Below are 26,726 nucleotides of genomic sequence, written 5' to 3'. Positions count from 1 at the left end.
GCCAGACCGGCTTCGACTGTCACCCAAGGTAACGCCGCCCGGTGTGCCCTGACAAAGCACGCCGGGATTGTTCGACAAAGTCGCATCAAATCACCCATTCGGGTGTCAGGGCCTCACCGCCACCTCACTAGCATGGACGCTCCAACACGTGATCCTTAACCGGAGAAACCGCATGACAAGAACAACAATGCGCGGCGTCTTCCAGCCAAGTCTGCTGGCCGTAGCTGTGACCGTCGCCACCACCGCGAGCCCCTCGGCTCAGGCGGTCGATTTTAACATCGGCGAGATCCAGGGCAGTTTCGATTCGTCCTTATCGATTGGTGCCAGTTGGTCGGTGGCTGATCCCGACTCCGCGTTCATTTCCAACTTCAACTCCCAGGGCAAGTCCGGTCAGTCGGCCTCGCGCACCACCGATGACAACCGCCTGAACTTCAAGAAGGGCGAGACCTTCTCGAAGATCTTCAAGGGCGTGCATGACCTGGAACTGAAGTACGGCGACAGCGGCGCCTTCGTGCGTGGCAAGTACTGGTATGACTTCGAGCTGATGGACGAGCACCGGCCGTTCTACGACATCGACGACAGCGGGCGCGATCGTGCCGCCAAGTCCTCCGGGGCGATGTTTCTGGACAGCTTCGTCTACCACAACTACAACCTCGGCGATCAGGTCGGCAACGTGCGGCTCGGCAAGCAGGTGGTGAGTTGGGGCGAGAGCACCTTCATCGGCAACTCGATCAACAGCATCAACCCGGTGGACGTGGCGGCCTTGCGACGTCCCGGCGCCGAGGTCAAGGAAGGGCTGATTCCGGTCAATCTGCTCTACGTGTCCCAAGGCCTGGCTGACAACATTACTGCCGAGGCCTTCTACCAGCTGGAGTGGGACAAGTCGGTGGTCGACAACTGCGGTACGTTCTTTGGCAGCGATGGCGTCCCGCAAGGCTGCAATGACCGCCTGGTGGTCGCAGGTCTCGACCTGCCGCCGGGCGTTGCGCAGAACACCGGCGGCCCGGGGGCGATCGCGGCCGGGACCGACAATGCCTACATCGGGCGCTTGCCCGACCACGACGCCCGCGACAGTGGTCAGTATGGCCTGGCGCTGCGCTGGTTCGTGCCCGAGGCCAACGACACCGAGTTCGGCGCCTACGCGCTGAACTATCACAGCCGTAACCCGTACTTGAGCATCAACCAGATGACCAGCCCGGCCGGTGGTCTGGCGTCTGCCCGCAGCACCCGCTACTTCATTGATTATCCGGAAGATATCCGTTTGTACGGCCTGAGTTTCCAGACCAACGTCGAGGGGGTGTCGCTCGCGGGTGAAGTCAGCTACCGGCCGAACATGCCGCTGCAGTTGAACACCGCCGACCTGCTGTCCGCCGCGACCTTCGGCGCGACCTCGCCATTGATCACCACCGGCTTCGCCGGGCGCAACCTGGGCGCCGAGGTCAATGGCTACAAGCGCATGCCCGTGACCCAGGCCCAGATGACCGTGACTCAGTTCTTTGACCAGGTGCTGGGCGCCAGCCGCCTGAGCGTGGTCGGGGAGGTGGGCTACAACCACATCAACGGGCTGGGCCGGGCCGACGGCACGGACCTGCGTTTCGGGCGCAGCCCGGCGTTCGGTTCCGGCGAGCTTGTGGGCAGCGCTGGCCTGGCCACCTGCCGCGGTTCGGCGGCCGGTACGCCGACCGCCAGCAATCCGGCCCAGGAGTGCAACGACGATGGCTTCTACACCAGCAACAGCTGGGGCTATCGCCTGCGCGGCAAGCTGGATTACCCCAACGCCCTGGCCGGGATCAACCTGTCGCCGAACGTGGCCTGGTCCCATGACGTCTCCGGTTATGGCCCCAACTTCGACGAAGGCTCCAAGGCAGTCAGCCTCGGCCTCGACGCTGACTACCAGAACGCCTACACCGCCAGCCTCAGTTACACCAACTACTTTGGCGGCGATTTTAATACCAACGTCGACCGCGACTATGTCGCGCTCAGCTTCGGCGTGAATTTCTGATGCTCTCCTGGCAGAGGTACCTGAACATGAATGCACTTTTCATTTTGCGCACTGGCGCATTGAGTCTGTCATTGCTGGCCGGCAGCGTCATGGCTGCGGTTTCCCCAGAGGAAGCGGCGCAACTGGGCACCAGCCTGACCCCGCTGGGCGCGCAGAAGGAAGGCAATGCCAACAGCACCATCCCGGCCTGGAGCGGCGGCCTGAAAAGCGGCGCGGCGCCCCTGGACAACGGCTTTCTCGGCGATCCCTTTGCCGCAGACAAACCGCTGTTCGTGATTACCCCGGCCAACGTCGACCAGTACAAGGACAAGTTGACCCCAGGGCAGATCGCGATGTTCAAGCGCTACCCGGACAGCTACAAGATCCCCGTCTACAAGACCCAGCGCACAGCGGCTGCACCCCAGTCGGTGTATGAGCTGGCGAAAAAAAGTGCGGTCACCACCCAACTGACCAACGATGGCAACGGCCTGGCCAATTTCACCGAGACCCGTTACTACCCGTTTCCGATCCCCAAGAGCGGGGTCGAGGTCTACTGGAACCACACCAGTCGTTATCGCGGTGGCAACATGGTGCGCCAGGCCGCCCAGGCGGCGCCGCAGACCAATGGCTCCTACGCCATCGTCGAATACGAAGACCAGGTGGCCTATCCGCAGCAGGTCGAAGGCGTGCCGCCGGGGCAGGCGGATAACGTGCTGTATTTCTACAAACAGGAAATTACCGCGCCGTCGCGTCTGGCCGGCAACGTGACGCTGATTCACGAGACCATCGACCAGGTCAAGGAACCGCGCCTGGCGTGGGTCTACAATTCCGGGCAACGGCGCGTGCGGCGCGCACCGCAAGTGGCCTACGACGGTCCGGGCAGCGGCGGCGACGGCATGCGCACCACCGACAACACCGACATGATGAACGGGGCGCCGGATCGCTACGACTGGAAACTGGTAGGCAAGAAGGAACTCTACATCCCCTATAACAACTACCGGCTGCAATCGCCCAAGCTCAAATACGACGACATCATCAAGCCCGGGCACATCAACCAGGACCTGACCCGCTACGAGTTGCACCGGGTCTGGCACGTCGAGGCAACACTCAAACCAGGGCAGCGGCATATCTATGCCAAGCGTGACATGTACTTTGACGAAGACACCTGGCAGTTGGCCGAAGTCGATCACTATGACGGTCGCGGGCAACTCTGGCGCGTCGCCGAAGGCCTGGCCTTCAACGATTACGAGCGCGGTGCCGCCAACTACGCGATGATCGGCATCTATGACCTGATCGCCGGGCGCTACAACGTCCTGGCCATGACCAACGAGTCCAAGCACGCAACGACCTACGGCGCCACCGCAAAAATGAACGACTTCACCCCTTCGGCACTGCGTAACGCCGGCATTCGCTAGACCCGACCCACCAGCCCCACGACGCCCTGCCTTGCAGGGCGTCGTGCATTGGGGGGCAACCACCTGATCCGGGTGGGGCGCAGGTGGACATCGGGGCCAATGATGGATGGCATCAATCATCAGCGAGGTCCGCCATGTTTGTGCCCCGGCCGCATCTTTGCACCCTGCTCAGGCGCGAGCAGCGCCGCTTGCAACTGCTGTGCGCACCCCCAGGCTTCGGCAAGACGCAGTTGCTGCGCCATTACCTGGAACCCGTCACAAACGTGGTGTGGCTGGCCCTCGGCGGGCAGCCGCAAACCCTGCAAACCTGCAGCGCAAAGCTGGCCGAGTCCCTGGGACTAAGCTCGCAATCCTCCCCCGAGGCGCTGCTGGCCTGGATCGAGCGGGCGGGTACGCTGCACCTGGTGTTCGACGACGTGCCGGCGTCCATGCCGGCGGAACTGAACCTGTGGTTCGACCGCCTTTTGGCCCTGGCGAACCCGCGCCTGCAGGTGCTGGTCACCTGTCGCCGGCGTCCCGACTGGAACCTGGCGCGCTTGGTGCTGATGGGCCAGTTGCTGGAACTCGACGCCCGGCAACTGGCGCTGCGCCGCGAGGAGTCCGATGCCTTGGTCAGCCTGCTGGCACCTGATAGCGACACCATCATCCGCCAACAACTGTGGCAGGCAACGGCAGGCTGGTGCGCCGGTCTGCGGCTGCTGTTGCCAGCGTTCGTCACGCAAACCTATCGCCCCGAGCAACCCCACGCGGTGCTGGTGCAGTACCTGGAGCGGGAGTTGCTGGCACGCCTTACCGAGGACCAGCAACATGTGTTGTTTGGCCTGGCGCACCTGTCCAAGGCCAGCGCCGAGCTTTGCGAGCAACTCTGGGAGGGCCAGGGAGGGGCGCGGGTGTTTACCCAGTTGAACGACTGCCAGGCATTGTTAATCCCGCTGGAGCACCAGCCGCAGTGGTCTTGCCTGATACCGGCCGTGGCCCAGGCGCTACAGGAACGCTTGCCGGCGGCCCCGTTGAATCGTCTGCGCTTGCGCGCCTGCCAGGCACTCAGCGCCCTGGGACACCTGGATGATGCGATCGAGCAGGCGCTGCGCGCAGAGCAACCGGAAGTCGCCGCCAGCTACATGGAGGGCTTGTGGCTGACCTGGATCTTGCGCGAACAGCACCTGGGCCGGCTCATGACCTGGCGCGAGCGGATGGCACCGCACCTGCTGGAAAGCAGCCCGCGGCTGATCTACCTGAGTGCCAAGGCGTTGCTGTTCAGCGGTCGGCTGGATGAAGCCCAGGCTTGCCTGCAACAGTTGAGCCGATTCCTGCCCTTGCCCAACCCCCGGCGCAACCAACGTCTGCTGGCGAACTGGCAAGCATTGTTCGGCACCTTGCACGCCCTGCGCGGCGACAGCGAACAGGCACGCTTGCATTGCCAGGCCGCGTGCCGCCACCTCAACCGTGAGGATTGGCTGTCGATCCTGCTGTGTCACTGCATGCTGGCGCGCGATGCAATGCATCGTGGCGAACTGACGGAGGCGCAGGCGCTGCTGGAGCAATCGCTGGAACTGGCCCGCCGCCAGGGCAGCCGAGAGGCCGAGGTGCTGGTCAACAGCGATCGGGCGCGCTTGCTGATGCTCCAGGGCCACGCGCATCAGGCGCAGTCGTTGTTGCACAGCGAGCTTGAGCACATGGCCGGCACCCGGACAGTAGCCTGTCCGTTACGCGGTCGCCTGTTGCTGCAGCAGGCCGAGCTGTCAGTGCAGCAGGGACGCTTGGGCGAAGCCGAACAACGGGTGCACGAGGGCCTGGTACAGGTCGGCGATTGCTGTGCGCCATACGTGCTCAGCGCCTACCTGCTGCTGGCGCAGATCGCGGCCCACGGCCAGGCATTCGACCAGGCCCAACTGCACCTGGACGAAGCTGAGCGGCGCATGCATTGGGCGCGGATTGACCGCGCGTGCTACCAGCGGCCCATCGCCGAGCACCGGCAACGGGTCCAGCGACTTGAACGGGAGGCCAGTGCGCAACGGCCAGAGTCGCGCAGCAGCGTGCCGGACTACCAGGATGGCCTGACACCCCGCGAGGTCTCGGTGCTCAAGCTGCTGGCCGAAGGCATGTCGGTGCGCGAGGTGGGCAGCCGTTTGTTCATCTCGGTCAATACCGTTAAAACCCACGCCAAGAACATCAACGTCAAGCTTGGCGCCTGCCGTCGGACGCAGGCGATCAATAGCGCCAAGGCCATGGGCATCCTGGCTTGAGGCCCCTGGCCTTTTTCCCGCCCACCACCTGATCCGGGTGGCGGCCTGCGCCAGGTGATGATCAACCATGCCAGGAAGCCGACACGGGGTCGCTCGGGAGCCTGTGTCTCGACAACAAGAGGAAAGCGACTGATGAGCGCCATTGAACGAGCCACGACCCAGGATATCCGCACCATCCTGGACCTGCAGCGAGCGGCCTTCCTGGACCGCGAGCCCTACAGCGTCGAAGAGCGCTGTGAGCTGATCGACCGGGCCATCGGCCTGCTGGTCAATCACGAACAGGAGATCGTCGAGGCCCTGGCGGCGGACTTCGGCCATCGCAGCCCGACGTTCTCGCGCGCCAGTGAAGTGCTGTCGCCCCTGGCCATGTTGAAGCAGACCAAGCAGCACTTGCGCGAGTGGATGCAGCCCCAGGCGCGGCATGCCGCCCAGGGTCAAGCGTTTGTGCAGTATCAGCCGTTGGGCGTGGTGGGCATCGTCACGGCCTGGAATGTGCCCGGCTACATGGTGTTCAGCGGCCTGGCCGGGGCCCTGGCCGCCGGCAACCGGGTGATGATCAAACCGTCGGAATTTACCCCGCACACCTCGGCCCTGATCGCCCGATTGATCCATTCGGTGTATGACGAGCGTGAAGTGGCGGTGGTGTTGGGCGATGCCGAAACCGGCCAGGCCTTCTGTGGCCAGCCCTTCGATCACTTGCTGTTCACCGGCGCCACCAGCATCGGCAAGCATGTGCTGCGGGCAGCGGCCGAACACCTGGTGCCGGTAACCCTGGAACTGGGCGGCAAGTCCCCGGTGATCATCGGCCGTACGGCCGACTTCAAGGCGGCAGTCGCCAAGGTGGTGGTTGCCAAGTTGCTGAACGCCGGTCAACTCTGCGTCGCCCCGGACTATGTGTTCGTACCGCGGGAATCGATGGATGCCTTCATCGCGGTCGCCAAGGCCGTGGTCGCGGGTTTCCTGCCGACCCTCAAGGACAACCCCGAGTACACCTCCATCATCAACGCTCGGCACTACGCGCGTCTGCAGGGCTATCTGAGTGAAGCGCGCGCGGCGGGAGTCGAGTTGGTGGAGCTGAACCCGGCCGCCGAGGATTTCAGCCAGGCCGCGCACAACAAAGTCGTGCCGACCTTGCTGCGCGATCCTGGCGATGAGTTGCAAGTGATGCAGGACGAAATCTTCGGCCCGCTGCTGCCGGTCAAGGCCTACGACCAACTCAGCCAGGTGATCGCCTTCATCAACGCTCGGCCGCGCCCGCTGGCGCTGTATTACTTCGGTCAAGACGCCGAGGAAGAGGCTCAGGTCCTGAGCCGTACCTGCTCTGGCGGCGTGACACTCAATGGCGTACTGAGCCATGCCAGCCTCGACAGCCTGCCGTTTGGCGGCGTTGGCCAGAGTGGCATGGGGGCCTATCACGGTATCGACGGGTTCCGCACTTTCAGCCACGCCAAAGCCGTGTTGCGCACACCGCAGCAACCGGCCTGAGCCTTTCCATCCCTTACTCACGAGAAAAGTCTAATGAAAGCTGCCGTATTCCATCAGGTAGGCGCCCCGCTGGTCATCGAAGAAGTGGGCATCAGCAAGCCCGGCCCACGTGAAGTGCTGATTCGTACCCGGGCGGTGGGGGTGTGCCACTCCGACCTGCATGTGATCGATGGTTCGTTCCCGTACCCGGGCCCTCTGGTCCTGGGGCACGAGGCCGCCGGGGTAGTCGAGCAGGTCGGGAGCGAGGTGCGCTCGGTCAAGCCCGGCGACCACGTAGTGACCTGCCTGACCGTGTTCTGCGGCCACTGTGAGCACTGCGTGACCGGCCACCTGGCGCGCTGCGTATCACCGGAAACCAAGCGCGGGGCCGACGAGGAATCACGCCTGACCTATGTGCACAAACCCATTCCCCAGTTCGTCAACCTGTCCGGCTTTGCCGAGCAGATGCTAGTGCATGAGAACGCCTGCGTGGCGATCCGGCGGGACATGCCCCTGGACCGTGCCGCACTGCTGGGATGTGCGGTGACCACCGGTACCGGTGCGGTGTTCAACACCGCCAAGGTGCGCCCGGGTGAAACCGTGGCCGTGATCGGTTGTGGCGGCATTGGCCTGGCGGCCATCAATGGCGCGGCGTTGGCCGGGGCAGGGCGGATCATCGCCATCGACATGCTCGATTCGAAACTGCAACTGGCTCGCCAGTTCGGTGCCACCGACCTGGTCAATGGCAAGGACGGTGATGCCGCCAAGCAAGTGCTGGAGTTGACCCGCGGCGGGGTGCATCACTCATTTGAATGCATCGGCCTGAAGCAGACCGCCGAACAGGCCTTTGCCATGCTTGCACGCGGCGGCACCGCCACCGTGATCGGCATGCTCAAGCCTGGCCTGAAAATCGAACTGGACCCGCTGCAACTGCTGCATGAGCGGCGTATCCAGGGCTCGTTGATGGGCTCCAACCGGTTCCCGGTGGACATGCCGCGCCTGGTGGACTTCTACATGGCCGGCAAGCTCAAGCTCGACGAAATGATCTCCCAGCGCATCAAGCTCGAGCAGATCAACCAGGCCTTCGATGAGCTGCGCCGTGGCGAACTGGCGCGTTCGGTGATCATTTTCGACGAGTAACAGGCCTCGGCACCTAACACGCACGAACACGCTGCCGACCTGCGGGTCGGCACGCCACCGGCTGACGGAGTGGATGGATGGATATTGATTTCAGTGCAGACGAACAGGCCTTTCGCGAAGAGGTTCGGGCCTTCCTGCGTGAGCAGTTGCCTGCGCAGTTTGCCCAGCGGATTGCCCAGGGCAAGCGCTTGAGCAAAGAGCACCAGGTGCAATGGATGCAGACCCTCAACCGCCAGGGCTGGCTGGCACCGGGCTGGCCAGTGGAACACGGGGGGACTGACTGGAGCGCAGTCAAAAAACACATCTTCGAGGAAGAGTGTTTCGCCGCCGGCGCACCCAAGGTGGTGTCGTTCGGCCTGAAAATGGTGGCCCCGGTGCTGATCAAGTTCGGTACGCCGCAGCAGCAGGCGCGTTTTCTGCCACGCATCCTTAAGTGTGAAGACTGGTGGTGCCAGGGCTACTCGGAGCCGGGGGCGGGCTCTGATCTTGCCTCCCTGAAAACCCGCGCCGTGCGCGATGGCGATCACTACGTGATCAATGGCCAGAAGACCTGGACCACCCTGGCGCACTTCGCCGACTGGATGTTCTGCCTGGTCCGCACCGACCCACAGGCCCAGCAGCAGCGCGGGATTTCCTTTGTGTTGCTGGACATGCGCACCCCGGGGATCACCGTGCGGCCGATCATCACCCTCGACGGTGAACACGAAGTCAACGAGGTGTTTTTTGACAACGTGCGGGTCCCGGTGGCCAACCTGGTGGGCGAGGAAAACCAGGGCTGGACCTGTGCCAAGTATCTACTGACCCATGAGCGCACCAGCATCGGCGGGATTGCCCACAACAAGGCACTGTTGAACCGGCTCAAGCAGATCGCCAGTCAAGAGCTGCGTGACGGCCGGCCACTGCTCGAAGACCCATTGTTCCGCGGGCAGATTGCCGAAGTCGAAATGCAACTGATGGCCGCGCAGATGAGCAGCCTGCGCACCCTGGCCGCCGCTCGCGATGGCGCGGCCGCGGGTGCGCAAAGTTCGTTCCTGAAAATCCGTGGCACCGAGATTCGCCAGGCCCTGACCTACCTGATGAGCAAGGCCGTTGGCCCCTACGCCATGCCCTTCATCGAAGAAGAACTGGGCTATGACCCGGCGCCGCTGCTGCACAGCGCGTACAGCAGCGCCGCCACCTACCAGTACCTGGACGCACGCAAGGCCTCGATCTACGGCGGTGCCAACGAAATCCAGAAGAACATCATCGCCAAAATGATTCTCGAACTCTAAGGGGCGCCCGGCATGGATTTCAAACTGACACAAGAGCAACTGATGTTGCAGGACACCGCGGCGCGCCTGGTGCGCGACGCCTACGGTTTCGAACAGCGCGAGGGTTTTCGCCAGAGCGAAGCAGGCTTCAGCACGGCCTTCATGCAGCAACTGGGCGAGCTGGGCCTGTGCGCCGTGCCCTTTGCCGAAGCCTACGGCGGGTTTGCCGGCAGTGGCGTGGAGAGCATGCTGGTGATGACCGAACTGGGCCGGGGCCTGTGCCTGGAACCGTACTTGCACTCGGTGATTTTCGCCGGCGGCCTGGTCAATCAACTGGGCAGCGAGGAGCAAAAACACAGCGTGCTGCCTCGACTGGGGAGCGCCGCGCTGCAACTGGCGGTGGCGCTCGAAGAGCCGCAAAGCCATTACTGTCTCAATGACGTGCAGACCAGCGCCACTGCGGTGCCGGGTGGCTGGCAACTCAAGGGACGCAAGTCGGTGGTGGTGGGAGGGCAAAGCGCCGGGCTGATCCTGGTCTCGGCACGCACCAGCCACCAGGCGCGTGACGAGCAGGGCATCAGCCTGTTCCTGGTCGACCCGCAAGACCCTGGCGTGCGGCGCCGCGACTTCGCGACCATTGATGGGCGCAGGGCCTGTGAGCTGTTCCTGGAGGATACGTTTGTCAGCCACGGTTCACTGCTGGGAGAGGAGGGCCAGGCCCTGCCTGCCCTGCGTTACCAGCAGGGGCGCAGCATCGCCGCGCAGTGTGCCGAGGCGCAGGGCAGCATGGAAGCGGCCTGTCAGTTGACCCTCGACTACCTGAAGACGCGCCAGCAATTCGGTCAGCCAATCGGCAAGTTCCAGGCCTTGCAACATCGCATGGTGGAGATGTACATCGAACTCGACCAGGCCACCTCGATGACACTGCTGGCTGCCTGCGTCGCCGACCAGCAAGACAGTGACGAGCGCAGTCGGATCCTGGCTGCAGCCAAGTTCATCGTCAGCCGGGCCAGCCGTTTTGTTGCCGACCAGGGCATCCAACTGCATGGCGGTATTGGCTTGACCTGGGAGTACGTGTTGTCTCATCACGCCAAGCACCTGCTGATGGTCGCGCGGCAATTTGGTGACGACGACCACCATTTGCGGGCCTATACCACGTTGATGCAGGGATATTCAGCGTAACCGGCTAGCGGCTGCGCAGGGCATTGGGCGACGACAGCGGTGCCAGCCGCCGCACGTTATACAGTTGCAGCACGGCGCCCAGCAACGCCACGCCCGCGGCGCTCCAGGCCAGTGCCCAGCCGGGCATGGCCCATAACAACAGCAGGCCGCCAGCCGCCGCACCGAGGGCACTGCCCAGGTACAGCGCCGATTCATTGAGGGCCACCGCCAGGTCGCCATCGCCGTGGCGTTCCCGGGCGGCGAGCAGTTCGTTGTTCTGCGGAACCTGCAAGGCCCAACCGACGCAGCCCCACAGGGCGATCGGCAACAACGCGAGCCAGGGAGACAGGCCCGCCATCACCGGCAACAGCAACAGCGCTCCGCCGAGGACCAGCATGATGATCAGGGTCAGGATCGGCCCCTGGATACGCTCCAGCAGCGGACCGACCAGGAAACTCCCGGCCACCCCGCCCAAGCCCCAGACCCACAGATAGGGCGTCACGTTGCCGATACTGCCGTAGGCCGGGTCGCTCATGAGTGGCGCGATGAAGGTGTACATGCCCAGGCTGGCCACTGCGGCCAGCAGGGAAACCAGCAAGATGGCCAGCACCTTGCGGTCGCTGAGCAAGGCCAGCTTGCTGCGCAGGGCCACGGTCGGTCCGGCCGGTACCGCCGGCAATAGCTGCTGTAAACCGAGCCATGCACCTGCGCCCAGCAGTGCCACCAGCCACAGCGCGGCCTGCCAGCCGGCAGCTTCGGCCAGCAGCAGACTCAGGGGCACCCCCAGCACGGTACCGCTGGCCATGCCGGTCATGATGATCGCGATGGCGCTGCCACGCCGTTCGGGCTCAGACAGCGCTGCACAGACCGTGATCCCAGTCGCCAGGTACACCCCGGCACCGAGCCCGGCCAGCGCCCGGCACAGCATCAGCAGGGCAAAGTCGGCGGTCAACGCACCGCCGACATTGGCCAGCACGAACAGCCCCAGTGCGCCCAACAGGCCAAGGCGCTGGCGATTGCGGGGCAGGAGGGCGACCACCAGCGGTGAGCCGATGCCGTAGGCCAGCGCGAACACGGTCACCAGTTGCGCGGCGATGGCCATCGGCACGCTGAAGGCCTGTTCGAGCATGGGCATCAGGCCGGCCGTTGCGTAGGACGCCATGCCCAGCGCGAAGGCGCCGACGGCAATCAGGTAGACCGAAGTGGGGGTGGGGTTGCGCATGCACATCTTCCTTGTCTGGCACAGTGGAGCAGGGGGGCTGGGCCCGGTGCGGACAATTCTTTAGCAGGCTAATCATTGTTACAATATCTACCGTTTATGCTGTTACTAGGAGTAACCGGATAATGGGTAGAACACTCGAGCGCACCCGCCTGGAGTTGGCGGCGTTCCTGCGCAGTCGCCGTGAACGCGTCACCCCCGAGCAGGCCGGATTGCCTGCCGGTGGACGCCGCAGGACCCCCGGCTTGCGCCGCGAAGAGGTCGCGGCGTTGGCCGGCGTCGGATTGACCTGGTACACCTGGCTGGAACAGGGCCGCGAGATCGGCGTTTCACCGGCCTTCCTCGACAATCTGTGTCGCGTCCTGCACCTGGACCCCATGGAGCGTCGGCACCTGTACCTGCTGACCTATCAGCGGGCGCCGGCCGAGCAGGCACAGACCTGGTGCGTGGTGCCCAAGGTCATCCACCGCTTGCTCGCCGACCTGACGCTGCGCCCAGCCTACGTGTTGAACCTGCGCTGGGACGTGCTGGCCTGGAACCCCGCCGGCGAGCAGCTGTTTCACTTTGCCGACAAGCCGGCGGAGCAACGCAACCTGCTGTGGATGCTGTTCACCGATGAACACGTGCGCGCGCTGTTCGACCCGTGGGAAGAACAAGCACTGCAGATGTTGTCGAGCTTTCGCCGGGATTTCGGGCACGGCTCCCGGCAAAGCGATGTCGCAGAATTGGTCAAGGACCTGGAGAAAATCAGCGCCGAGTTCCGCCAGGGCTGGTTTCGCCAGGATCTCCATGGCCCTTGTCAGGGCACTCGACACCTGCAGCTCCCGGACCTGGGCGCGGTGTCGTTCGAGCACACCATGCTGACCATCGACGCCGACCGGCATTTACGCCTGGTGTATTACGCGCCATGCCAGGAGGGTGACGGCCAGCAGCGGTTTGAGGGTTGGTTACACGATCGTTTGCGCTGAGCCTGGACGCAATGTCCCAGGCCCCACCCAATCCCGTAGCAGCTGCCGAAGGCTGCGTTGGGTTGCGCAGCGATCCCCCGGCGGAATCGCCAAACCCAATGAATGTCCTGCGCCCAGGCACGCTTTTTCCTCGCTCGCGACTACATAAAACATCATTTCGCTAATCCCCTGCGCGTCACAGAATGCGCCCAACACCCCCGCACCGTAAGCGCAAACGCAGCACCACGATGATCTGCATCAGAGGCGCCAGCCATGACCGATCTGAACCCTTCCAACTTTCAGAAGTGCACAGACATGACCGTTGAGAAAATCCAAATTGATACGCTTGTTGTGGGTGCCGGTCAGGCCGGCGTGGCCATGAGTGAGCACTTGAGCAAGCTTGGGGTGCCGCACCTGGTGCTGGAGCGCAACCGGATCGCCGAAGCGTGGCGCACCGGGCGCTGGGATTCGCTGGTTGCCAATGGCCCGGCGTGGCACGACCGCTTTCCGGGCCTGGAATTTGCCGGCCTGGACCCGGACGCCTTTGCCGCCAAGGAGCAGGTCGCGGACTACTTCGAAGCCTATGCGAAAAAATTCAATGCACCGATCCGCACCGGGGTCGACGTGCAGAGCGTCGAGCGCAATACCGACCGTCCTGGCTTCACTGTCAACACCAGTGCCGGGGTGATCGAAGCGCGGCATGTGGTGGTCGCCACCGGTCCGTTCCAGCGCCCGGTGATCCCGCCGATTGCACCGGCCATCAGCGGCGTCCAGCAGATCCACTCGGCGCAATACCGCAACCCGCAGCAACTGGCTGCAGGCGCGGTACTGGTGGTGGGCGCCGGCTCCTCGGGGGTGCAGATCGCCGATGAACTGCAGCGCGCCGGCAAGCAGGTGTACCTGTCGGTGGGGGCTCACGACCGGCCGCCGCGTGCCTATCGCAACCGTGATTTCTGCTGGTGGCTGGGGGTGCTGGGCGAATGGGATGCCGAGGCCATGCAGCCGGGCAAGGAGCACGTGACCATTGCCGTGAGTGGGGCCCGCGGGGGTGAAACCATCGACTTTCGTCGGCTCGCCCAGCAGGGCATGACCCTGGTCGGCCTGACCGAATCCTTCAACGGTGGCGTGGTGAACTTCGCGGACAACCTGGCCGACAACATCGCCCGTGGCGACGAGAACTACCTGGCCCTGCTGGATGCAGCAGACGCCTACATCGTCCGCAACGGCCTCGACCTGCCACCGGAGCCCGAAGCCCGCAACCTGTTGCCCGATCCGGCCTGTGTCAGCCAGCCGATCCTGCAGCTCGACCTGGCCAAGGCCGGGGTCAGCACCATCATCTGGGCCACCGGCTACACGGTCGACTACAGCTGGTTGAAGGTCAACGCCTTCAAGGACAACGGCAAACCCCAGCATCAGCGCGGCGTGTCGAGCGAACCCGGGGTGTATTTCGTTGGTTTGCCGTGGCAGTCCCGGCGCGGCTCCGCGTTCATCTGGGGGGTATGGCACGACGCCAAACACGTCGCCGACCACATCGTCAAACAACACACCTATTTCAACTACCGAGATGCCGCACAACGCCAGGCCGATGCCGAGCAGGCGTGCGCGGCACCGCTCCAACCAGCCAGCTGCATGGGAGTTCGTTGATGCCTACTCATACCCGCATCCGCATGTTCAACACCAAAGACACCTACCCCAACCAGACGCTGGACAACGACCTGTGCCAGGCCGTGCGCGCCGGCAATACCGTGTACGTGCGGGGCCAGGTCGGCACCGACTTCGATGGGCAACTGGTGGGCCTCGGCGACCCCCGGGCCCAGGCCGAGCAAGCCATGCGCAACGTCAAGCAGTTGCTTGAGGAGGCCGGCAGCGACCTGAGCCATATCGTCAAGACCACCACCTACCTGATCGACCCGCGCTACCGCGAGCCGGTGTACCAGGAAGTCGGCAAATGGCTCAAAGGGGTGTTCCCGATTTCCACTGGCCTGGTGGTCAGCGCCCTTGGCCAGCCGCAGTGGCTGATGGAAATCGACGTGATTGCCGTGATCCCCGAATAAGGAACCGACCATGACCTTTTCCATCGTTGGACGCTGCGCCGAGACCGGCCAGTTGGGCATCGCCATCAGTTCCTCGAGCATCGCCGTCGGTGCTCGTTGCCCTTGGCTGCGGGCCGGTGTCGGCGCGGTGTCGAGCCAGAACATTACCCTGCCGGCCCTCGGCCCGCAGATCCTCGACGGCCTGGCCGCTGGCGCCGCGCCGTCCCAGGCCCTGGACCAGGCCCTGACCCGCAACGGCTACAGCCAGTACCGCCAGGTGGCGGTGGTGGATGCCCAAGGCCGGACTGCCGTGTTCAGCGGCAGCCAAGCCCTGGGCACCCACAACGCCCTGGCCGGTGAGCAGTGCGTGGCCGCTGGCAACCTATTGGCCAACAGCGCGGTGATCGAGGCCATGGTCGCCGCCTTTGAGCAGAGCGAAGGCTGCCTTGCCGCCCGCTTACTCAGTGCCTTGCAAGCTGGCCAGGCGGCTGGTGGCGAAGCTGGCTCGGTGCATTCGGCAGCACTGTCGGTGGTCGATGACCTGACCTGGCCAATCGTCGACCTGCGGGTTGACTGGGCCGAACACAATCCGATCGATGAGCTGGGCAACTTGTGGCGCGCCTACCAGCCCCAACTGCAGGACTACCTGATCCGCGCACTCGACCCAACCCTGGCGCCCAGCTATGGAGTGCCGGGTGATGAGTGAGCCGCGCAGCCGCGCCCTGTTGGCCAGGCTGGTAGGGTTCGCCACGGTCAGCCGTGACTCGAACCTGGCACTGATCGAGTTCGTGCGCGACTACCTGCAGGGCCTGGGCGTGGACTGCGAACTGATCTACAACGCCGAACGCAGCAAGGCCAATCTGCTGGCGTCGATGGGCCCGCAGGTGGCCGGTGGCATCGTGTTGTCCGGGCACACCGACGTGGTGCCGGTGGACGGCCAGGCCTGGACGGTCGAGCCGTTCTGTATGAGCGAGGCCGACGGCAAATTGTTCGGGCGCGGTACCGCCGACATGAAAGGCTACCTGGCCTCGGTCCTGGCGGCGGTGCCGCTGTTCTTGGCAAGCGACTTGCGCCGGCCGGTACACCTGGCGTTGTCCTATGACGAGGAAGTCGGCTGCCTGGGCGTGCGTAGTTTGCTCGAGCTGTTGCCCCAGCGGATCCCGGCGCCGGCCTTGTGCCTGATCGGCGAGCCGACCGAGCTCAAGCCGGTGCTCGGCCACAAGGGCAAGTTAGCGATGCGTTGCCATGTGCACGGCGCCGCCTGCCATTCGGCGTACGCCCCCTACGGGGTGAACGCCATCGAGCAAGCCGCACGCCTGATCGGCCGGCTGGGCGAGATCGGTGCCACCCTGGCCGAGCCGGAACTGCAGGACTCACGTTTTGATCCGGCTTATTCCACCGTACAGGTCGGGGTGATCCAGGGCGGCACGGCGTTGAACATCGTGCCGGCCGATTGCCGTTTCGATTTCGAAGTGCGCGCCTTGCCGGACTTCGCCCCGCAGGCGGTGGTCGATGAATTGCAGCACTACGCCCAGACCACGTTGCTGCCGGCGATGCAGGCGATCAAGGCCGAGACGTCGATTCGCTTTGAACAACTCTCGGCCTACCCGGGCCTGGCAACCCCGGCGGACAGCGCCGCCGCGCGTCTGATCGCCCGGCTGTGTGGCAGCGATGCCTTCAGCACCGTGGCCTTCGGCACCGAAGGTGGGTTGTTCGATGCGGCCGGTATCGCGACTGTAGTCTGTGGTCCCGGCAGCATGGAGCAAGGACACAAGCCCGACGAGTTCGTCAGCGTCGAGCAGTTGCACGCCTGTGACCGCCTGATGGATCGACTGGCGGCCTGGCTGAGCGCACCCGAAGAACAATAACAAGGCCCTCCGGCCGCCCATGCGTGTCCCGCCGCCGCCTCAGTGCGTACCGGCATTATCGAGGAACAGATCCATGTCCAGATCCTTGCGTTGCAGCCTTCCGTTTGCCCTGGCCCTGTTGAGCGGTGCAGTGTGCGCCGCGCCCCAGAGCCTCACCGTGATTTCCTTTGGCGGGGCCACCAAGCTGGCCCAGGACAAGGCCTACTTCCAGCCGTTCAACGCCAGCGGTGCCGGCAACATCGTCGCCGGTGAGTACAACGGCGAACTGTCGAAGATCAAGGCCATGGTGGCCGCCGGTCACACCAGTTGGGACGTGGTCGAAGTGGAAAGCCCGGACCTGCTGCGCGGCTGCGAGGAAGGCCTGTTCGAGAAACTCGACCTGAGCGCCCTGGGCGACCCGGCGCAATTTGTCCCGGGGGCACTGACCGAATGCGGGGTTGCTACCTATGTCTGGTCGATGGTCCTGGCCTTTGACCAGGGCAAGCTGGCCAAGGCGCCGCAGAACTGGGCGGACTTCTGGAACGTCAGCGAATTTCCCGGCAAGCGCGGGCTGCGCAAGAGCGCCAAGTACACCCTGGAAATCGCTTTGCTGGCCGATGGGGTGAAAATGGATGAGCTGTACAAGGTCCTGAATACCCCGCAGGGCGTGACCCGGGCCTTTGCCAAACTGGACCAGATCAAATCCAGCATCCAGTGGTGGGAGGCGGGCGCCCAGCCGGCACAGTGGCTGGTGGCCGGGGACGTAGTGATGAGCGCCGCCTATAACGGTCGCATTGCTTCGGCCCAGGAGGAGGGCATGAAACTGAGCATCGTCTGGCCACAAAGCCTGTACGACCCGGAATACTGGGCCGTGGTCAAGGGCACCCCGAACAAGGCCCTGGCCGAGAAGTTCATCGCCTTCGCCAGCCAGCCCCAGGCGCAGAAAGTGTTCTCGCAAAACATCCCTTACGGGCCGGTGCACCTGCAGACCCTGGCCTTGCTGCCCAAGTCGGTGCAGGCGCAACTGCCCACCGCCGAGGCCAACCTGGCCGGCGCCGGAGCGGTGAACGCCGAGTTCTGGGTCGATCATGGCGAGGAGCTGGAACAACGCTTCAACGCCTGGGCTGCCCGCTAATCCCCACCTCGACTCCCACAGGCATCTCCAATCCCTGTGGGAGCGGGCGCCCGCTTGCGGCTTGCTCGCGATGGGCATTGACGCTGCACCTGTGGAGAGAGAACCTGCTTGGGTCGTGACCTCTGGGCCTCTGGGGTGTTGGATCAGGCCGAGTACATATCCATTTTTGCGGTAACGGCCTCCTATGGTTCCGCTTTTACAGCGGCTCACTTTTGGAGGAGCCCAAAAGTAAGCAAAAGGCTCTTGCCCCACCACTTGGCACCTCGCTTGGGCTCGGTGTGCCCTCACGCAGGCTTGAATCCGTGGGCCGCCGCCACGCGCCATCCATGGCGCGGGGCGGCTAACCCGGCGTCCTGCCGGGTTACCCACGGCTTCAAGCCTGCGTTCGGCCAGCGTGGTTAACGGGGCGCCCCAGGATCAAAAGCCAAAGCCAAAGCCAAAGCCAGATCAAAAGATTGCTGACTTCGTCAGCGTATTAGGAAGTAGAAGCTACACCGCGCATGCTTTAGCGATCAGGTCGGCTCTAAGGCCGCCTCGCTTTGTTTTTGATCCTGGGCGCCCCGTTAACCACGCTGGCCGTACTTCGATATTGATTTGGGGGGTAAACCGGCAGGACGCCGGTTTAGCCGCACTGGGCCAGGGAGGGCCCATTGCGGCGGCCCCCCAAATCAATGTCGGAGTACGGGCATGCCGAGCCTAAGCGAGGCACCAAGTGGTGGGGAATGTACGGGACAACCACATGGGTTACAAAAAAGTACCTTTACATAGGTAACACTTTTATCGACACGTACCCGTTCTTTGCCTCTCTAGCATAGACCCGGCCTAGGATTACCGGACCGAATATCACCTCCCACACATCATCACTGATCATCTCCATTCCAATGGTCTGATGCTTAAGCACATTGGCTATATAAATCCGCAGACCTGCTCGATTAATGATTCCATTACTATCAGCCAGGTAACACTCCACGTGGCTCGCATACCCCATTTCAGGCAACTTTTCCGGGTAAGTCCGAGTCGAGGGTGAATAGCAGGAAGCAGGCGTTTTCTGGTCAAGCGCCTCGTGCCCCCGCTCATAATTGTAGTGCTGCACAAAGCGGTCAAACTGTCTCTGCTGAGCCTCCCAAGGAATGGCGGGCGGTTGAGGCAAGGTACTTTTCAGCGTTCGGTGCATGCGTTCGTGACGCCCATTCTGGTCCGGACGGCCAGGCTCAATTCGCTCAGGAATAATCCCTAGTCGCAGCCACCATATCGACAACTGCGACAGCCCGGCACGGCCGGTACTGGCAAATGGCACACCATTGTCAGTCCGAATACGCTCCGGCAACCCGTACTCGCGGAAAACTCGCTCAAAGGTCTGTTGGGTCTCCTTCAGATTGGTACTGGACATACTCTGGCAGGCCAGTAGAAAACGGCTGGCGTGATCCATGATCGTCAGTGGATAGCACCAAACTCCGGCGCCCGTCAGAAACTGGCCCTTGTAGTCCGCGCTAAAGAGCTGATTAGGTTTTTCTGCCTTGCTCAAAGGTTTGGGATAGACCGCGACACGCCGTCGTACACGCTGCGGCGTAATTAAGTCGGCTGCTTTAAGGATGTTGTAGATGGTCGTTTTTGACGGCGGATCCTGATCGGGAAAGCGCTTGAGCAAGTCATTTTGGATCTTCTTAGGCCCTGGAGTTGTTTCTCCGATAGACCGAAGCTCGATGATTGCCTGCCTAACAGCGACAGGCACCACGTAGCTCTGGTTGTGCCGGCAACGGCTGCGTTCCTCAAGCCCACTAGGCCCTTCAGCTTTGTATCGCTCGACCCATTTATAGCCAGTCTTTCGACTGATCTCGTAGTCACTGCACAGCTTGCTGAAGGTGTGTTTGTCCGCCAGATAGGCAGCGATGAACATCACTTTTCGATCCATAGGTTTCAGCTCTCTCCAGGGCATGGTCAGATCCTCGCGAAATCGACCCTGCTAGTTAAAAACTGTTACCTATGTGCGTGAACTGATTTGTAACCCATGTGGGTGAGTCATACCGGGAAAGAGCGTTTTGCTTACTTTTGCGCTGTTCAAAAGTGAGCCGCCGTCAGGCGGAACCATAGGAGGCCGTTACCGCAAAAATGGATATGTACTCGGCCTAATTCAACCCCCTGGCCGGCCCACAGGTGCAACGTCGCACACACAGTTGTGTAGATGCCTATGCCGCGATGGGGCCGGTCTAGCTCACGCACGACAGCTGACGGCAAACCGCATCAATCACGGTTTGCGGCTGTTCACGGTGGGGCACATGCATGCAATCGCTGATCAGCAGCACCTCACTGCTCCCGCCAGTCAGGCCGGCATATCGATGGGCATGTTGGGTCGAACCAAACTCGTCGTCTGCGCCGTGGATCACCAGGTGCGGGCATCCAATCGCCGGCAGTCCTTGCTCGATGGTCCAGCCAGCGTAAGTCGGACTAAGCCAGGTTTGCGTCCAGGCATTCAGCACCCATTGGGCCTTTTCGCCGTGGTATTTGCGCAGACGCTCGATCTGTCCCGGTTGCTCGAACTGCTCTTTAGCACGCTGCACGCCCAGGACCGTGCGTTCCTCGACAAAGGCTTGGGACGACTCGGTCACCAGCGCCAGGCAGTGCTCGGGAAACAACGCGGCGCAGTGGGTGGCCATGGCACCACCGACGCTATGACCAAAGGCGATAAAACGCTCGATGCCCAGTCCTGCCCGCACGAGCGGCACGTAGCGCTGGGCTTCCTGGCGGATGAAGTCGTTGGACCAATCGCCAGGATGGGGGTCTGAACGACCAAATCCCAAGCGGTCGTAGGCCACGACATTGCGCTGGGTGGCGCTTGCCAGCAGGGCAGGGAAGTCGCGCCACAACGCCACGCAGCCGAGCGAGTCATGGAGCAGGATGATCGGGGCCAGTGGCTGAGCCTGGGCTTGCTTGTTGGGGTACCAGCAGCGTGCGAATACCTGACCGTAGGGCGTGGTCAGCGAAAAGTCTTCGTGGTTGATGGACACCGGCATTGATGATCCTCCTTTTGCCCAACAGGGTGCGGTAGCCTGTTGGCCTGTTTATCCTTTGCTGGCGATCCACGCTGGATGTCTCGCGTAAGTGAACCGAACGCAGTCTATCCCGGTCTCCCGCGTCAATCACCCCCGAAAATTACGGAGCGCATGTGCATCAAACAGCTATCGAGGCCGTGGTGGCCGCAGACATTCCCCAGGTTCTGGGGTTCGTCCTGGCGGCGCGCTCCGAGCTGTTCCCGAAACTGCGGCAAGCCGGCACGCCGGATGACCTGGCGAATTTTGAGCAGGTTTACCTGCGCGGTGCGGGACGCTTCCTGGTGGCCCGTCATGCCGGGCGAATCGTCGCCTCAATCGGCTATCTGCCCTATGACCGGCGCTTTGCGCACATCGATTATCCCGGGCTGAAGGTGGTGGAAGTCGTACGTCTGTTCATCCTCCCGCAGTTTCGCCGCGCGGGCTTGGCCAGCCAGTTGTACCGCGCCTTGGCGGCATCGGCCGTGGAAGCCGGGGTCGAGGTGATCTATCTGCACACCCATCCGTTCTTGCCGGGCGCCATCGACTTCTGGCTCAAGCGCGGTTTCAACGTGATCCAGGTGGACGCCGACCCGGTATGGCAGACCACCCACATGGAATGTCGGTTGCCCACGGACTGAAAGCTCAGCGCTGCAGGATGCTGTTCAATCGCTCGAGCGCACGTGGGGGCAGGGCGCTTGGCAACTCCGGCGGTTGGGCTGCAGGCTCGCCCACCTGGATCAACATCACCATGCCCATCGCCAGGTGCGGGGTGCACTGGATGCCGTAGAGGCCAGGGACCTGAAATACCTGTTCCACTACCTGGTTGATCTTGCCCTGGAATGCCTGCGCGCCGGCCGGCAGCAATTCGCTGACCGAGGCGGCGTTGTGACCACTCTGGGCAGGGATGAACCGGACCGTGTCGCCAGGCGCCACCTGCAGGTAATCCGGCTCATAGACCATGCTGCCCGCAGCGCCTCGGGTGAGCATTTTTACTTCATGGACTTCGGCATATGCCGTGGGGCACAGCAACACTGCAGCGAGCAGCAAGGAGCGGGAAACACTACGCATGGTGGGCTATCCATAGACGAGTCAGGAGGCGCGTAATCGCAGGATCTGCGTGCCGTCAAAGGGGTCAGTGAGGTAATGCGCGTGGACCCCGAAGGTGTGTAGCAAGCGTTCTGGGGTCAACACTTCAAGCGGTTTGCCAAGGGCGACCAGGCTTCCGCGTTCGAGCACCGCCAACCGATCACAGCCCAGGGCCTGGTTAAGGTCGTGCAGGGCAATCACGGTGGTCACGGGCAATGCGTGAACCACATTCAGAATCGCCAGTTGATGCTGGATATCCAGGTGATTGGTCGGTTCGTCCAGTAACAGGATCTGCGGGCGTTGCGCCAGGGAGCGCGCGATATGCACGCGCTGGCGTTCGCCGCCGGAGAGACTGCGCCAGGTGCGGCTGCTCAGGTGAGCCGCATCGACGTCACGCAGCGCTTGCTCGACGATCGCCGCGTCCGCCGCCGACCACGGACTCAAGGCCGACAGCCAGGGCGTTCGGCCCAAGGCCACTGCATCGAATACGCTGATTGCATCGAGGGTGTCAGCCTGCTGCTCGACCACCGCCAGGGTTTGCGCGATGGTGCGCCGCGACAGGGTCTTGAGGTTTTGGCCGTTGAGATGGATGGCGCCCTGGCTGGGCGCACGCACCCCCGCCAGCAGCTTGAGCAGGGTGGATTTGCCGGAGCCATTGGGCCCGACCAGCCCCAGGGTCTCGCCACGGTGAATGGCCAGGTGAATGTCGTGCAGCAACTGCGCATCGCGAATGGCAAAGCCGATACCGGAACAACTCAATACACAGGGTTGAGAAACAGACACAGCTGCAGTCATCGGGCATTCCTCCGTCCCACCAGGATCAGCGCGAACACCGGCGCCCCGACCAGCGCCGTGACCACGCCGACCGGAATTACCTGGCCCTTGATCAGCGTGCGGGACAGCACATCGGCGGCAATCAGAAACACCGCCCCGCCCAGCGCACTGGCTGGCAGCAGACGGGTATGGCCAGTCCCGAGCAACAGCCTGGCGGCATGGGGAATCACCAGCCCAACAAAACCGATCGAGCCGACAATCGACACCATCACCGCCGTGACCAACGCCGCGCAGCTGATCAACAGCAACTGCACCGGACGCACCGCAATGCCGAGGGAGGCCGCGGAGTCGGCGCCAAAGGTGAAGGCATCCAGCGCGCGGCGGTGCCACAGGCACACCGCAAGACCGGCCAGCGCCACCGGCACGGCCAGCCACACGGATGGCCAGCGCACGCCACTGAGATTGCCCAGCAACCAGAACATGATGCCGCGTGCCTGTTCGGAGCTGGCCGACTTGGTGATCAAAAACGCCGTGAGTGCGTTGAACAGTTGTGACCCGGCGATCCCGGCCAGGATGATCTGCCCGGTAGTGCCCGGTGCGCCACTGGCACGGCCGAGCAAAACCACCACGGCGAAGGCCAGCACTGCGCCGGCAAACGCCCCGGCCGACATTGAGATCGCCCCGGCGCCCAGGCCCAGCAACGCCACCAGCACTGCGCCTGTCGACGCCCCCGCGGAAATCCCCAACAAGTAGGGATCGGCCAATGGGTTGCGCAACAGCGATTGCAGGATCACCCCGCAAGTCGCCAGCCCCGCACCGCACGCCGCCGCCACCAGTGCGCGGGTCAAGCGGTAGTTCCAGACGATGCCTTCGTCGATGGGGTCCAGGGCATAACCGGCGGCCCACAGCTTGTTGGCCAGCACCTGGAACACCACCGTTGGCTCAATGCTGGTTTCGCCGATGGTCACACCGGCAATCAGCGCGATCAGCAGGGTCGCCAGTGCCAATGAGGTACGCAGTAGCATCGCCGTCATTGCGCCAGGTCGTAGCTGTTGAGGGCAGTAGCCAGGGTTTCAAGGCCGTCGAACATCCGCACGCTGGCCTGCATGGCCATGGCGTCGAGGATAATGATGCGGTTGTGTTTGACCGCGTCCATGTTGCGGGTCACCGGGTCGCTGCGCAGGAATTGCAGTTTCTTTTGATAGTCGTCAGCTGGAAAACGCCGACGATCCATGCGCGCGATGACCAGGAAGGTCGGGTTCGCCTTGGCAATGGTTTCCCAGCCGACGCTTGGCCACTCTTCGTCGGACTCCACCACGTTGCGCACGCCCAGGGTATTGAGCATGAAGTCGGGAATACCCTTGTGTCCGGCGACATAGGGATCGATATCCAGGCTGGCGCTGGAGAACCAGACCAGCGCGCTGGTGTGCTTCAGGTCCTGGTTCTGCACCGTGGCCACCGATTTGGCCAGGCTGGCTTTGAGCTGCGCGTTCAACTGCTGCGCACGCTCCTGGACATCAAAAATCTCCCCTAGCTGGCTGATGCTCTTATAGAGACTGTCGACCCGGAACGGCGCCAGGCGAGTACCGTCGGCCCCCACCAGGTTGTCCTTGGACTCACAGTCCGAGGGCATCAGGTAGGTCGCAATCTTCAGCTCGTCAAACTGCTCCCGTGTACCCACCACCCCTTGCGGACCTACCATCCACTCCAGCTCGACGGCGACCAACTCCGGGCGCTTGCCGATTACCGACTCGAAACTTGGATCGTTATCGGCCAGGCGTTCGATCCCGGCGTTTTGCGCCTGGTACTGGGGCAACACATCGTTGAACCACAGGGAAGTCCCGACCAGTTTGTCTCCCAGCCCCAGGGCAAAGAGCATTTCGGTCCCGGCCTGGCCAATCGTCACGGCCCGAGCCGGGGCGTGGGCGAAGGTCTGTGTGCTGCCACAGTTTTGCAGCGTCAGCGGGTACTGAGTGGGCGCAGCCTGGGCCAGTGAACAAAGACCCAGGCCCGTGGCGAGGGCGACAACGCGGGGCAGCAGCATGATGCAATCTCCATTTGAACCGTACACGGAGCTGGGGTGTAGGGCCTGGAAACACATCAACGAGCGCTGCCGAAAAGCCGGGCAGGGGTCGATCACCAAAGTGACGCACGCGCAAGGATGTCCCTCCCGGACACCCCGCCGGTTAGTGATTGTTGCGTCGCCGGCAGGTCTCCTGACTGATGCGTCATGGCGTGCTCCAGCCTTCCCGGGTGATCCCAGTGGCAGTTAAGGAGCAGGCTCAGCACCTACAGTTGCGGGGGCAGTTCCGTTTGATGCGTTGCGCGCATCACGGATTCCCTATTATTCCCAAGTGGAAACCGGCGGCGGCATGGTAGTCGATTGGGGAGTTGGAGGCGAACGTATGTTCTGTTCACGGGCTACAAAACCCGCGGCGATTCAGAGTGGGGGCGTTGTGGCTTACTTGATCGATGTCAACCACATGGAACGGGCGGCTCTGTAGTCTCTAGAGACCGACATCCCGTGCGCTTGTGGCGTAGCGGGTTGTCTTGACTCTAGGCGAAGCCACCATGATCTATCCGCTTCTTCTGACGCTGCACCTGTTTGCCGCCCTGATCTTTATCGGCACGGTGTTCTTTGAGGTCCTGTTCCTGGAAAACATCCGCAAACAGCTACCCGCCAGGGTCATGCTGCTGGTCGAGCAGGGCATCGGTCGGCGCGCGCGTTCGCTGATGCCGTGGGTGCTGCTGGTGTTATTCAGTGCGGGGCTGGGCATGGTCTGGCTGCGCTACCTGCCAGTCCTTGGCGCACCATGGGCTTCATCGTTCGGCACATTACTGGCCTTGAAAATCGTGGTGGCCGCAAGCGTACTGCTGCACTTCCTGATGGCCATGTTTTTGTTCAAAAGTGGCCGAATGAGCCCGCGATACCTGCGGTTCATACACGTCAGCCTGTTCTGTCACATGATCGTTATCGTGCTGCTGGCCAAGGCTATGTTCTATCTGACCTGGTGATCGGCGTTGACCGGTGGTCTGTCCTTCCAGGACTTTGTTTGTGCTTGACGCAAATCAAGGCGTATTGATCACACTGTTGATCCGCAGCCAGTCTCGGAGCCCCGTCATGCTCGATATCCTACACAACCCCGGCGAGCTGATCGCCCGCTGCGATCAGGGCGTACTCGATCCCAACTTCAGGTTTGACCAACACTTTTCAGGTTTTCAGCGTCTCGGCCATGCCCCATTCCGGTGGCGTCGGCGGCGTGTGCTGAATGAACTTGACCATTGACGTGATCTGATCCTTGGTCAGCGCATTCGACGTTCCCCAGTTCGGCATGCCCGCCGGCGAACCGTAGGTAATCAATGCCTCGAGAAACGGTTGCCCACGGGACTGGGTGATGTCCGGTGTCAGCGGTTTGCCCGTGGCCCCTTTTGCGCAAAACACCGTGGCAGCCGGCGCAACCAGTCAGAGCAAACGTTTTTCTATTGCTGATCAGCACTCCATTTCTCCTCAGGCAAGACCTTTGCGATGTGCTGAAACTGCAGCGCAGAACGCAGGTTCTTAGTGCCGTGCACGGCTATGCCCGAGCAGGCCAATGTTCGCTTGACGACGATCAAGTTTGCCGGCCATCTCATTTGCCAGGTTGTCGCAGGGGCCCGTAGCGTGTTCCTTGAATCCGCTTTTGGAACAGGCAGCCCATGGACCGTACCCAGTCTTGCGAACACCCGATCGAATCGCTTCCAGGTTCTTGCTGGTCTGCTGGGCAGCGCTGGCCACGTTAAGCGTGTGCACGGTGGTGCTGGCACAGATGGGCGCGACGTGGCTGCTGTCGGTGGTCATTTTGCTGGTGGCGGTCGGCAAAGCGTGGTTGATCACCGATGGCTTCATGGAGATGCGCCACGCGCTGCGACTGTGGCGGCGGTTGATGTTGAGCTGGGCGCTTGTGTTGGCGGTGGTTGTGGGGTTGACGCTGGTGTTGGTCGGTTAATTAACCTGAAATA

Annotated in this window: 23 protein-coding genes, 1 pseudogene and 1 riboswitch; of the genes and pseudogenes, 16 read left to right on the top strand and 8 right to left on the bottom strand. The window is 62.9% G+C overall.

The window, feature by feature from the left end:
- Positions 1 to 172: 172 nt before the first annotated feature.
- From PspS04_RS14430 to PspS04_RS14400, 7 genes are all read left to right on the top strand, one after another.
- Positions 173 to 2,002, top strand: a complete 1,830-nt coding sequence (locus tag PspS04_RS14430) for a DUF1302 domain-containing protein (RefSeq protein WP_159996101.1) — start codon at positions 173 to 175, stop codon at positions 2,000 to 2,002.
- A gap of 26 nt (positions 2,003 to 2,028) precedes the next feature.
- Positions 2,029 to 3,396: a DUF1329 domain-containing protein gene (locus PspS04_RS14425; protein WP_159996099.1), complete on the top strand. Its 1,368-nt coding sequence runs from the start codon at positions 2,029 to 2,031 to the stop codon at positions 3,394 to 3,396.
- Positions 3,397 to 3,530: 134 nt separating this feature from the next.
- Complete coding sequence (locus PspS04_RS27960) at positions 3,531 to 5,642, top strand: helix-turn-helix transcriptional regulator (RefSeq protein ID WP_159996097.1); 2,112 nt, start codon at positions 3,531 to 3,533, stop codon at positions 5,640 to 5,642.
- A 132-nt stretch (positions 5,643 to 5,774) separates the two neighbouring features.
- A complete protein-coding gene (locus tag PspS04_RS14415; RefSeq protein WP_159996095.1) occupies positions 5,775 to 7,127 on the top strand; it encodes a coniferyl aldehyde dehydrogenase in 1,353 nt (450 codons plus the stop codon).
- 33 nt (positions 7,128 to 7,160) lie between these two features.
- A complete protein-coding gene (locus PspS04_RS14410; protein WP_159996093.1) occupies positions 7,161 to 8,246 on the top strand; it encodes a Zn-dependent alcohol dehydrogenase in 1,086 nt (361 codons plus the stop codon).
- A gap of 77 nt (positions 8,247 to 8,323) precedes the next feature.
- The gene (locus tag PspS04_RS14405; RefSeq protein WP_159996091.1) at positions 8,324 to 9,517 is read left to right on the top strand and encodes an acyl-CoA dehydrogenase family protein; all 1,194 of its coding nucleotides are present in this window, start codon (positions 8,324 to 8,326) and stop codon (positions 9,515 to 9,517) included.
- Between the two features lie 12 nt (positions 9,518 to 9,529).
- Positions 9,530 to 10,678: an acyl-CoA dehydrogenase family protein gene (locus PspS04_RS14400; protein ID WP_159996089.1), complete on the top strand. Its 1,149-nt coding sequence runs from the start codon at positions 9,530 to 9,532 to the stop codon at positions 10,676 to 10,678.
- 4 nt (positions 10,679 to 10,682) lie between these two features.
- On the opposite strand, the gene PspS04_RS14395 is transcribed toward PspS04_RS14400, so the two are convergent.
- Positions 10,683 to 11,879 carry an MFS transporter gene (locus tag PspS04_RS14395; RefSeq protein ID WP_159996087.1) on the bottom strand — a complete coding sequence of 399 codons (1,197 nt, stop codon included), beginning with the start codon at positions 11,877 to 11,879 and terminating at the stop codon, positions 10,683 to 10,685.
- Positions 11,880 to 12,001: 122 nt separating this feature from the next.
- On the opposite strand from PspS04_RS14395, the gene PspS04_RS14390 reads away from it, so the two are divergent.
- The 6 genes from PspS04_RS14390 (at position 12,002) to PspS04_RS14365 (ending at position 17,838) form a co-directional block, all read left to right on the top strand.
- Positions 12,002 to 12,844 (top strand): helix-turn-helix transcriptional regulator, encoded by an 843-nt coding sequence (locus PspS04_RS14390; RefSeq protein ID WP_159996085.1) that lies wholly within the window; start codon positions 12,002 to 12,004, stop codon positions 12,842 to 12,844.
- 252 nt (positions 12,845 to 13,096) lie between these two features.
- Positions 13,097 to 14,467 (top strand): flavin-containing monooxygenase, encoded by a 1,371-nt coding sequence (locus tag PspS04_RS14385; protein WP_162530206.1) that lies wholly within the window; start codon positions 13,097 to 13,099, stop codon positions 14,465 to 14,467.
- Positions 14,467 to 14,877 carry a RidA family protein gene (locus PspS04_RS14380; RefSeq protein WP_003182257.1) on the top strand — a complete coding sequence of 137 codons (411 nt, stop codon included), beginning with the start codon at positions 14,467 to 14,469 and terminating at the stop codon, positions 14,875 to 14,877. The genes PspS04_RS14385 and PspS04_RS14380 overlap by 1 nt, the downstream gene beginning before the upstream one ends.
- 10 nt (positions 14,878 to 14,887) lie before the next feature.
- Positions 14,888 to 15,562: a DUF1028 domain-containing protein gene (locus PspS04_RS14375; protein ID WP_095171873.1), complete on the top strand. Its 675-nt coding sequence runs from the start codon at positions 14,888 to 14,890 to the stop codon at positions 15,560 to 15,562.
- Complete coding sequence (gene argE / locus PspS04_RS14370; protein WP_159996081.1) at positions 15,555 to 16,724, top strand: acetylornithine deacetylase; 1,170 nt, start codon at positions 15,555 to 15,557, stop codon at positions 16,722 to 16,724. The genes PspS04_RS14375 and argE overlap by 8 nt, the downstream gene beginning before the upstream one ends.
- 73 nt (positions 16,725 to 16,797) lie before the next feature.
- Positions 16,798 to 17,838, top strand: a complete 1,041-nt coding sequence (locus PspS04_RS14365; protein WP_095171876.1) for an ABC transporter substrate-binding protein — start codon at positions 16,798 to 16,800, stop codon at positions 17,836 to 17,838.
- Between the two features lie 760 nt (positions 17,839 to 18,598).
- Here the strand turns inward: PspS04_RS14365 and PspS04_RS14355 are convergent.
- Both PspS04_RS14355 and PspS04_RS14350 read right to left on the bottom strand, forming a co-directional pair.
- The gene (locus PspS04_RS14355; protein WP_159996077.1) at positions 18,599 to 19,774 is read right to left on the bottom strand and encodes an integrase core domain-containing protein; all 1,176 of its coding nucleotides are present in this window, start codon (positions 19,772 to 19,774) and stop codon (positions 18,599 to 18,601) included.
- Positions 19,775 to 20,045: 271 nt separating this feature from the next.
- Entirely contained in the window at positions 20,046 to 20,849 is an 804-nt protein-coding gene (locus tag PspS04_RS14350) for an alpha/beta fold hydrolase (RefSeq protein ID WP_159996075.1), read from the bottom strand.
- Positions 20,850 to 21,001: 152 nt separating this feature from the next.
- Between PspS04_RS14350 and PspS04_RS14345 the strand changes: the two genes are divergently transcribed.
- Positions 21,002 to 21,505, top strand: coding sequence for a GNAT family N-acetyltransferase (locus PspS04_RS14345; RefSeq protein ID WP_202982076.1), 504 nt, complete (start codon positions 21,002 to 21,004; stop codon positions 21,503 to 21,505).
- Positions 21,506 to 21,509: 4 nt separating this feature from the next.
- Here the strand turns inward: PspS04_RS14345 and PspS04_RS14340 are convergent, their stop codons facing one another.
- Genes PspS04_RS14340 through PspS04_RS14325 form a run of 4 tightly spaced genes read right to left on the bottom strand, consistent with a single transcriptional unit; the run spans position 21,510 to position 24,771 of the window.
- Complete coding sequence (locus PspS04_RS14340) at positions 21,510 to 21,935, bottom strand: pseudoazurin (protein ID WP_159996073.1); 426 nt, start codon at positions 21,933 to 21,935, stop codon at positions 21,510 to 21,512.
- 21 nt (positions 21,936 to 21,956) lie between these two features.
- Positions 21,957 to 22,748 carry an ABC transporter ATP-binding protein gene (locus tag PspS04_RS14335; protein WP_159996071.1) on the bottom strand — a complete coding sequence of 264 codons (792 nt, stop codon included), beginning with the start codon at positions 22,746 to 22,748 and terminating at the stop codon, positions 21,957 to 21,959.
- Positions 22,745 to 23,761 (bottom strand): FecCD family ABC transporter permease, encoded by a 1,017-nt coding sequence (locus PspS04_RS14330; protein WP_159996069.1) that lies wholly within the window; start codon positions 23,759 to 23,761, stop codon positions 22,745 to 22,747. The genes PspS04_RS14335 and PspS04_RS14330 overlap by 4 nt, the downstream gene beginning before the upstream one ends.
- Complete coding sequence (locus PspS04_RS14325; protein ID WP_159996067.1) at positions 23,758 to 24,771, bottom strand: ABC transporter substrate-binding protein; 1,014 nt, start codon at positions 24,769 to 24,771, stop codon at positions 23,758 to 23,760. The genes PspS04_RS14330 and PspS04_RS14325 overlap by 4 nt, the downstream gene beginning before the upstream one ends.
- A gap of 145 nt (positions 24,772 to 24,916) precedes the next feature.
- Positions 24,917 to 25,108: riboswitch (cobalamin riboswitch) on the bottom strand.
- 190 nt (positions 25,109 to 25,298) lie between these two features.
- Here PspS04_RS14325 and PspS04_RS14320 point away from each other — a divergent pair.
- On the top strand, positions 25,299 to 25,742 hold the full coding sequence (locus PspS04_RS14320) for a CopD family copper resistance protein (RefSeq protein WP_095172032.1): 444 nt from the start codon (positions 25,299 to 25,301) through the stop codon (positions 25,740 to 25,742).
- Between the two features lie 199 nt (positions 25,743 to 25,941).
- Here PspS04_RS14320 and PspS04_RS14315 read toward each other — a convergent pair.
- A pseudogene (locus PspS04_RS14315) lies at positions 25,942 to 26,185 on the bottom strand (c-type cytochrome); the annotation flags it as partial.
- Between the two features lie 273 nt (positions 26,186 to 26,458).
- On the opposite strand from PspS04_RS14315, the gene PspS04_RS14310 reads away from it, so the two are divergent.
- Positions 26,459 to 26,713 (top strand): cytochrome C oxidase subunit IV family protein, encoded by a 255-nt coding sequence (locus PspS04_RS14310; RefSeq protein ID WP_159998830.1) that lies wholly within the window; start codon positions 26,459 to 26,461, stop codon positions 26,711 to 26,713.
- Positions 26,714 to 26,726: the final 13 nt, after the last annotated feature.

The organism is Pseudomonas sp. S04, assembly GCF_009834545.1.
GTDB lineage: Bacteria > Pseudomonadota > Gammaproteobacteria > Pseudomonadales > Pseudomonadaceae > Aquipseudomonas.
The sequence above is the reverse complement of the archived record's forward strand: the minus strand, read 5'-3'. Positions and strand labels throughout refer to the sequence as shown.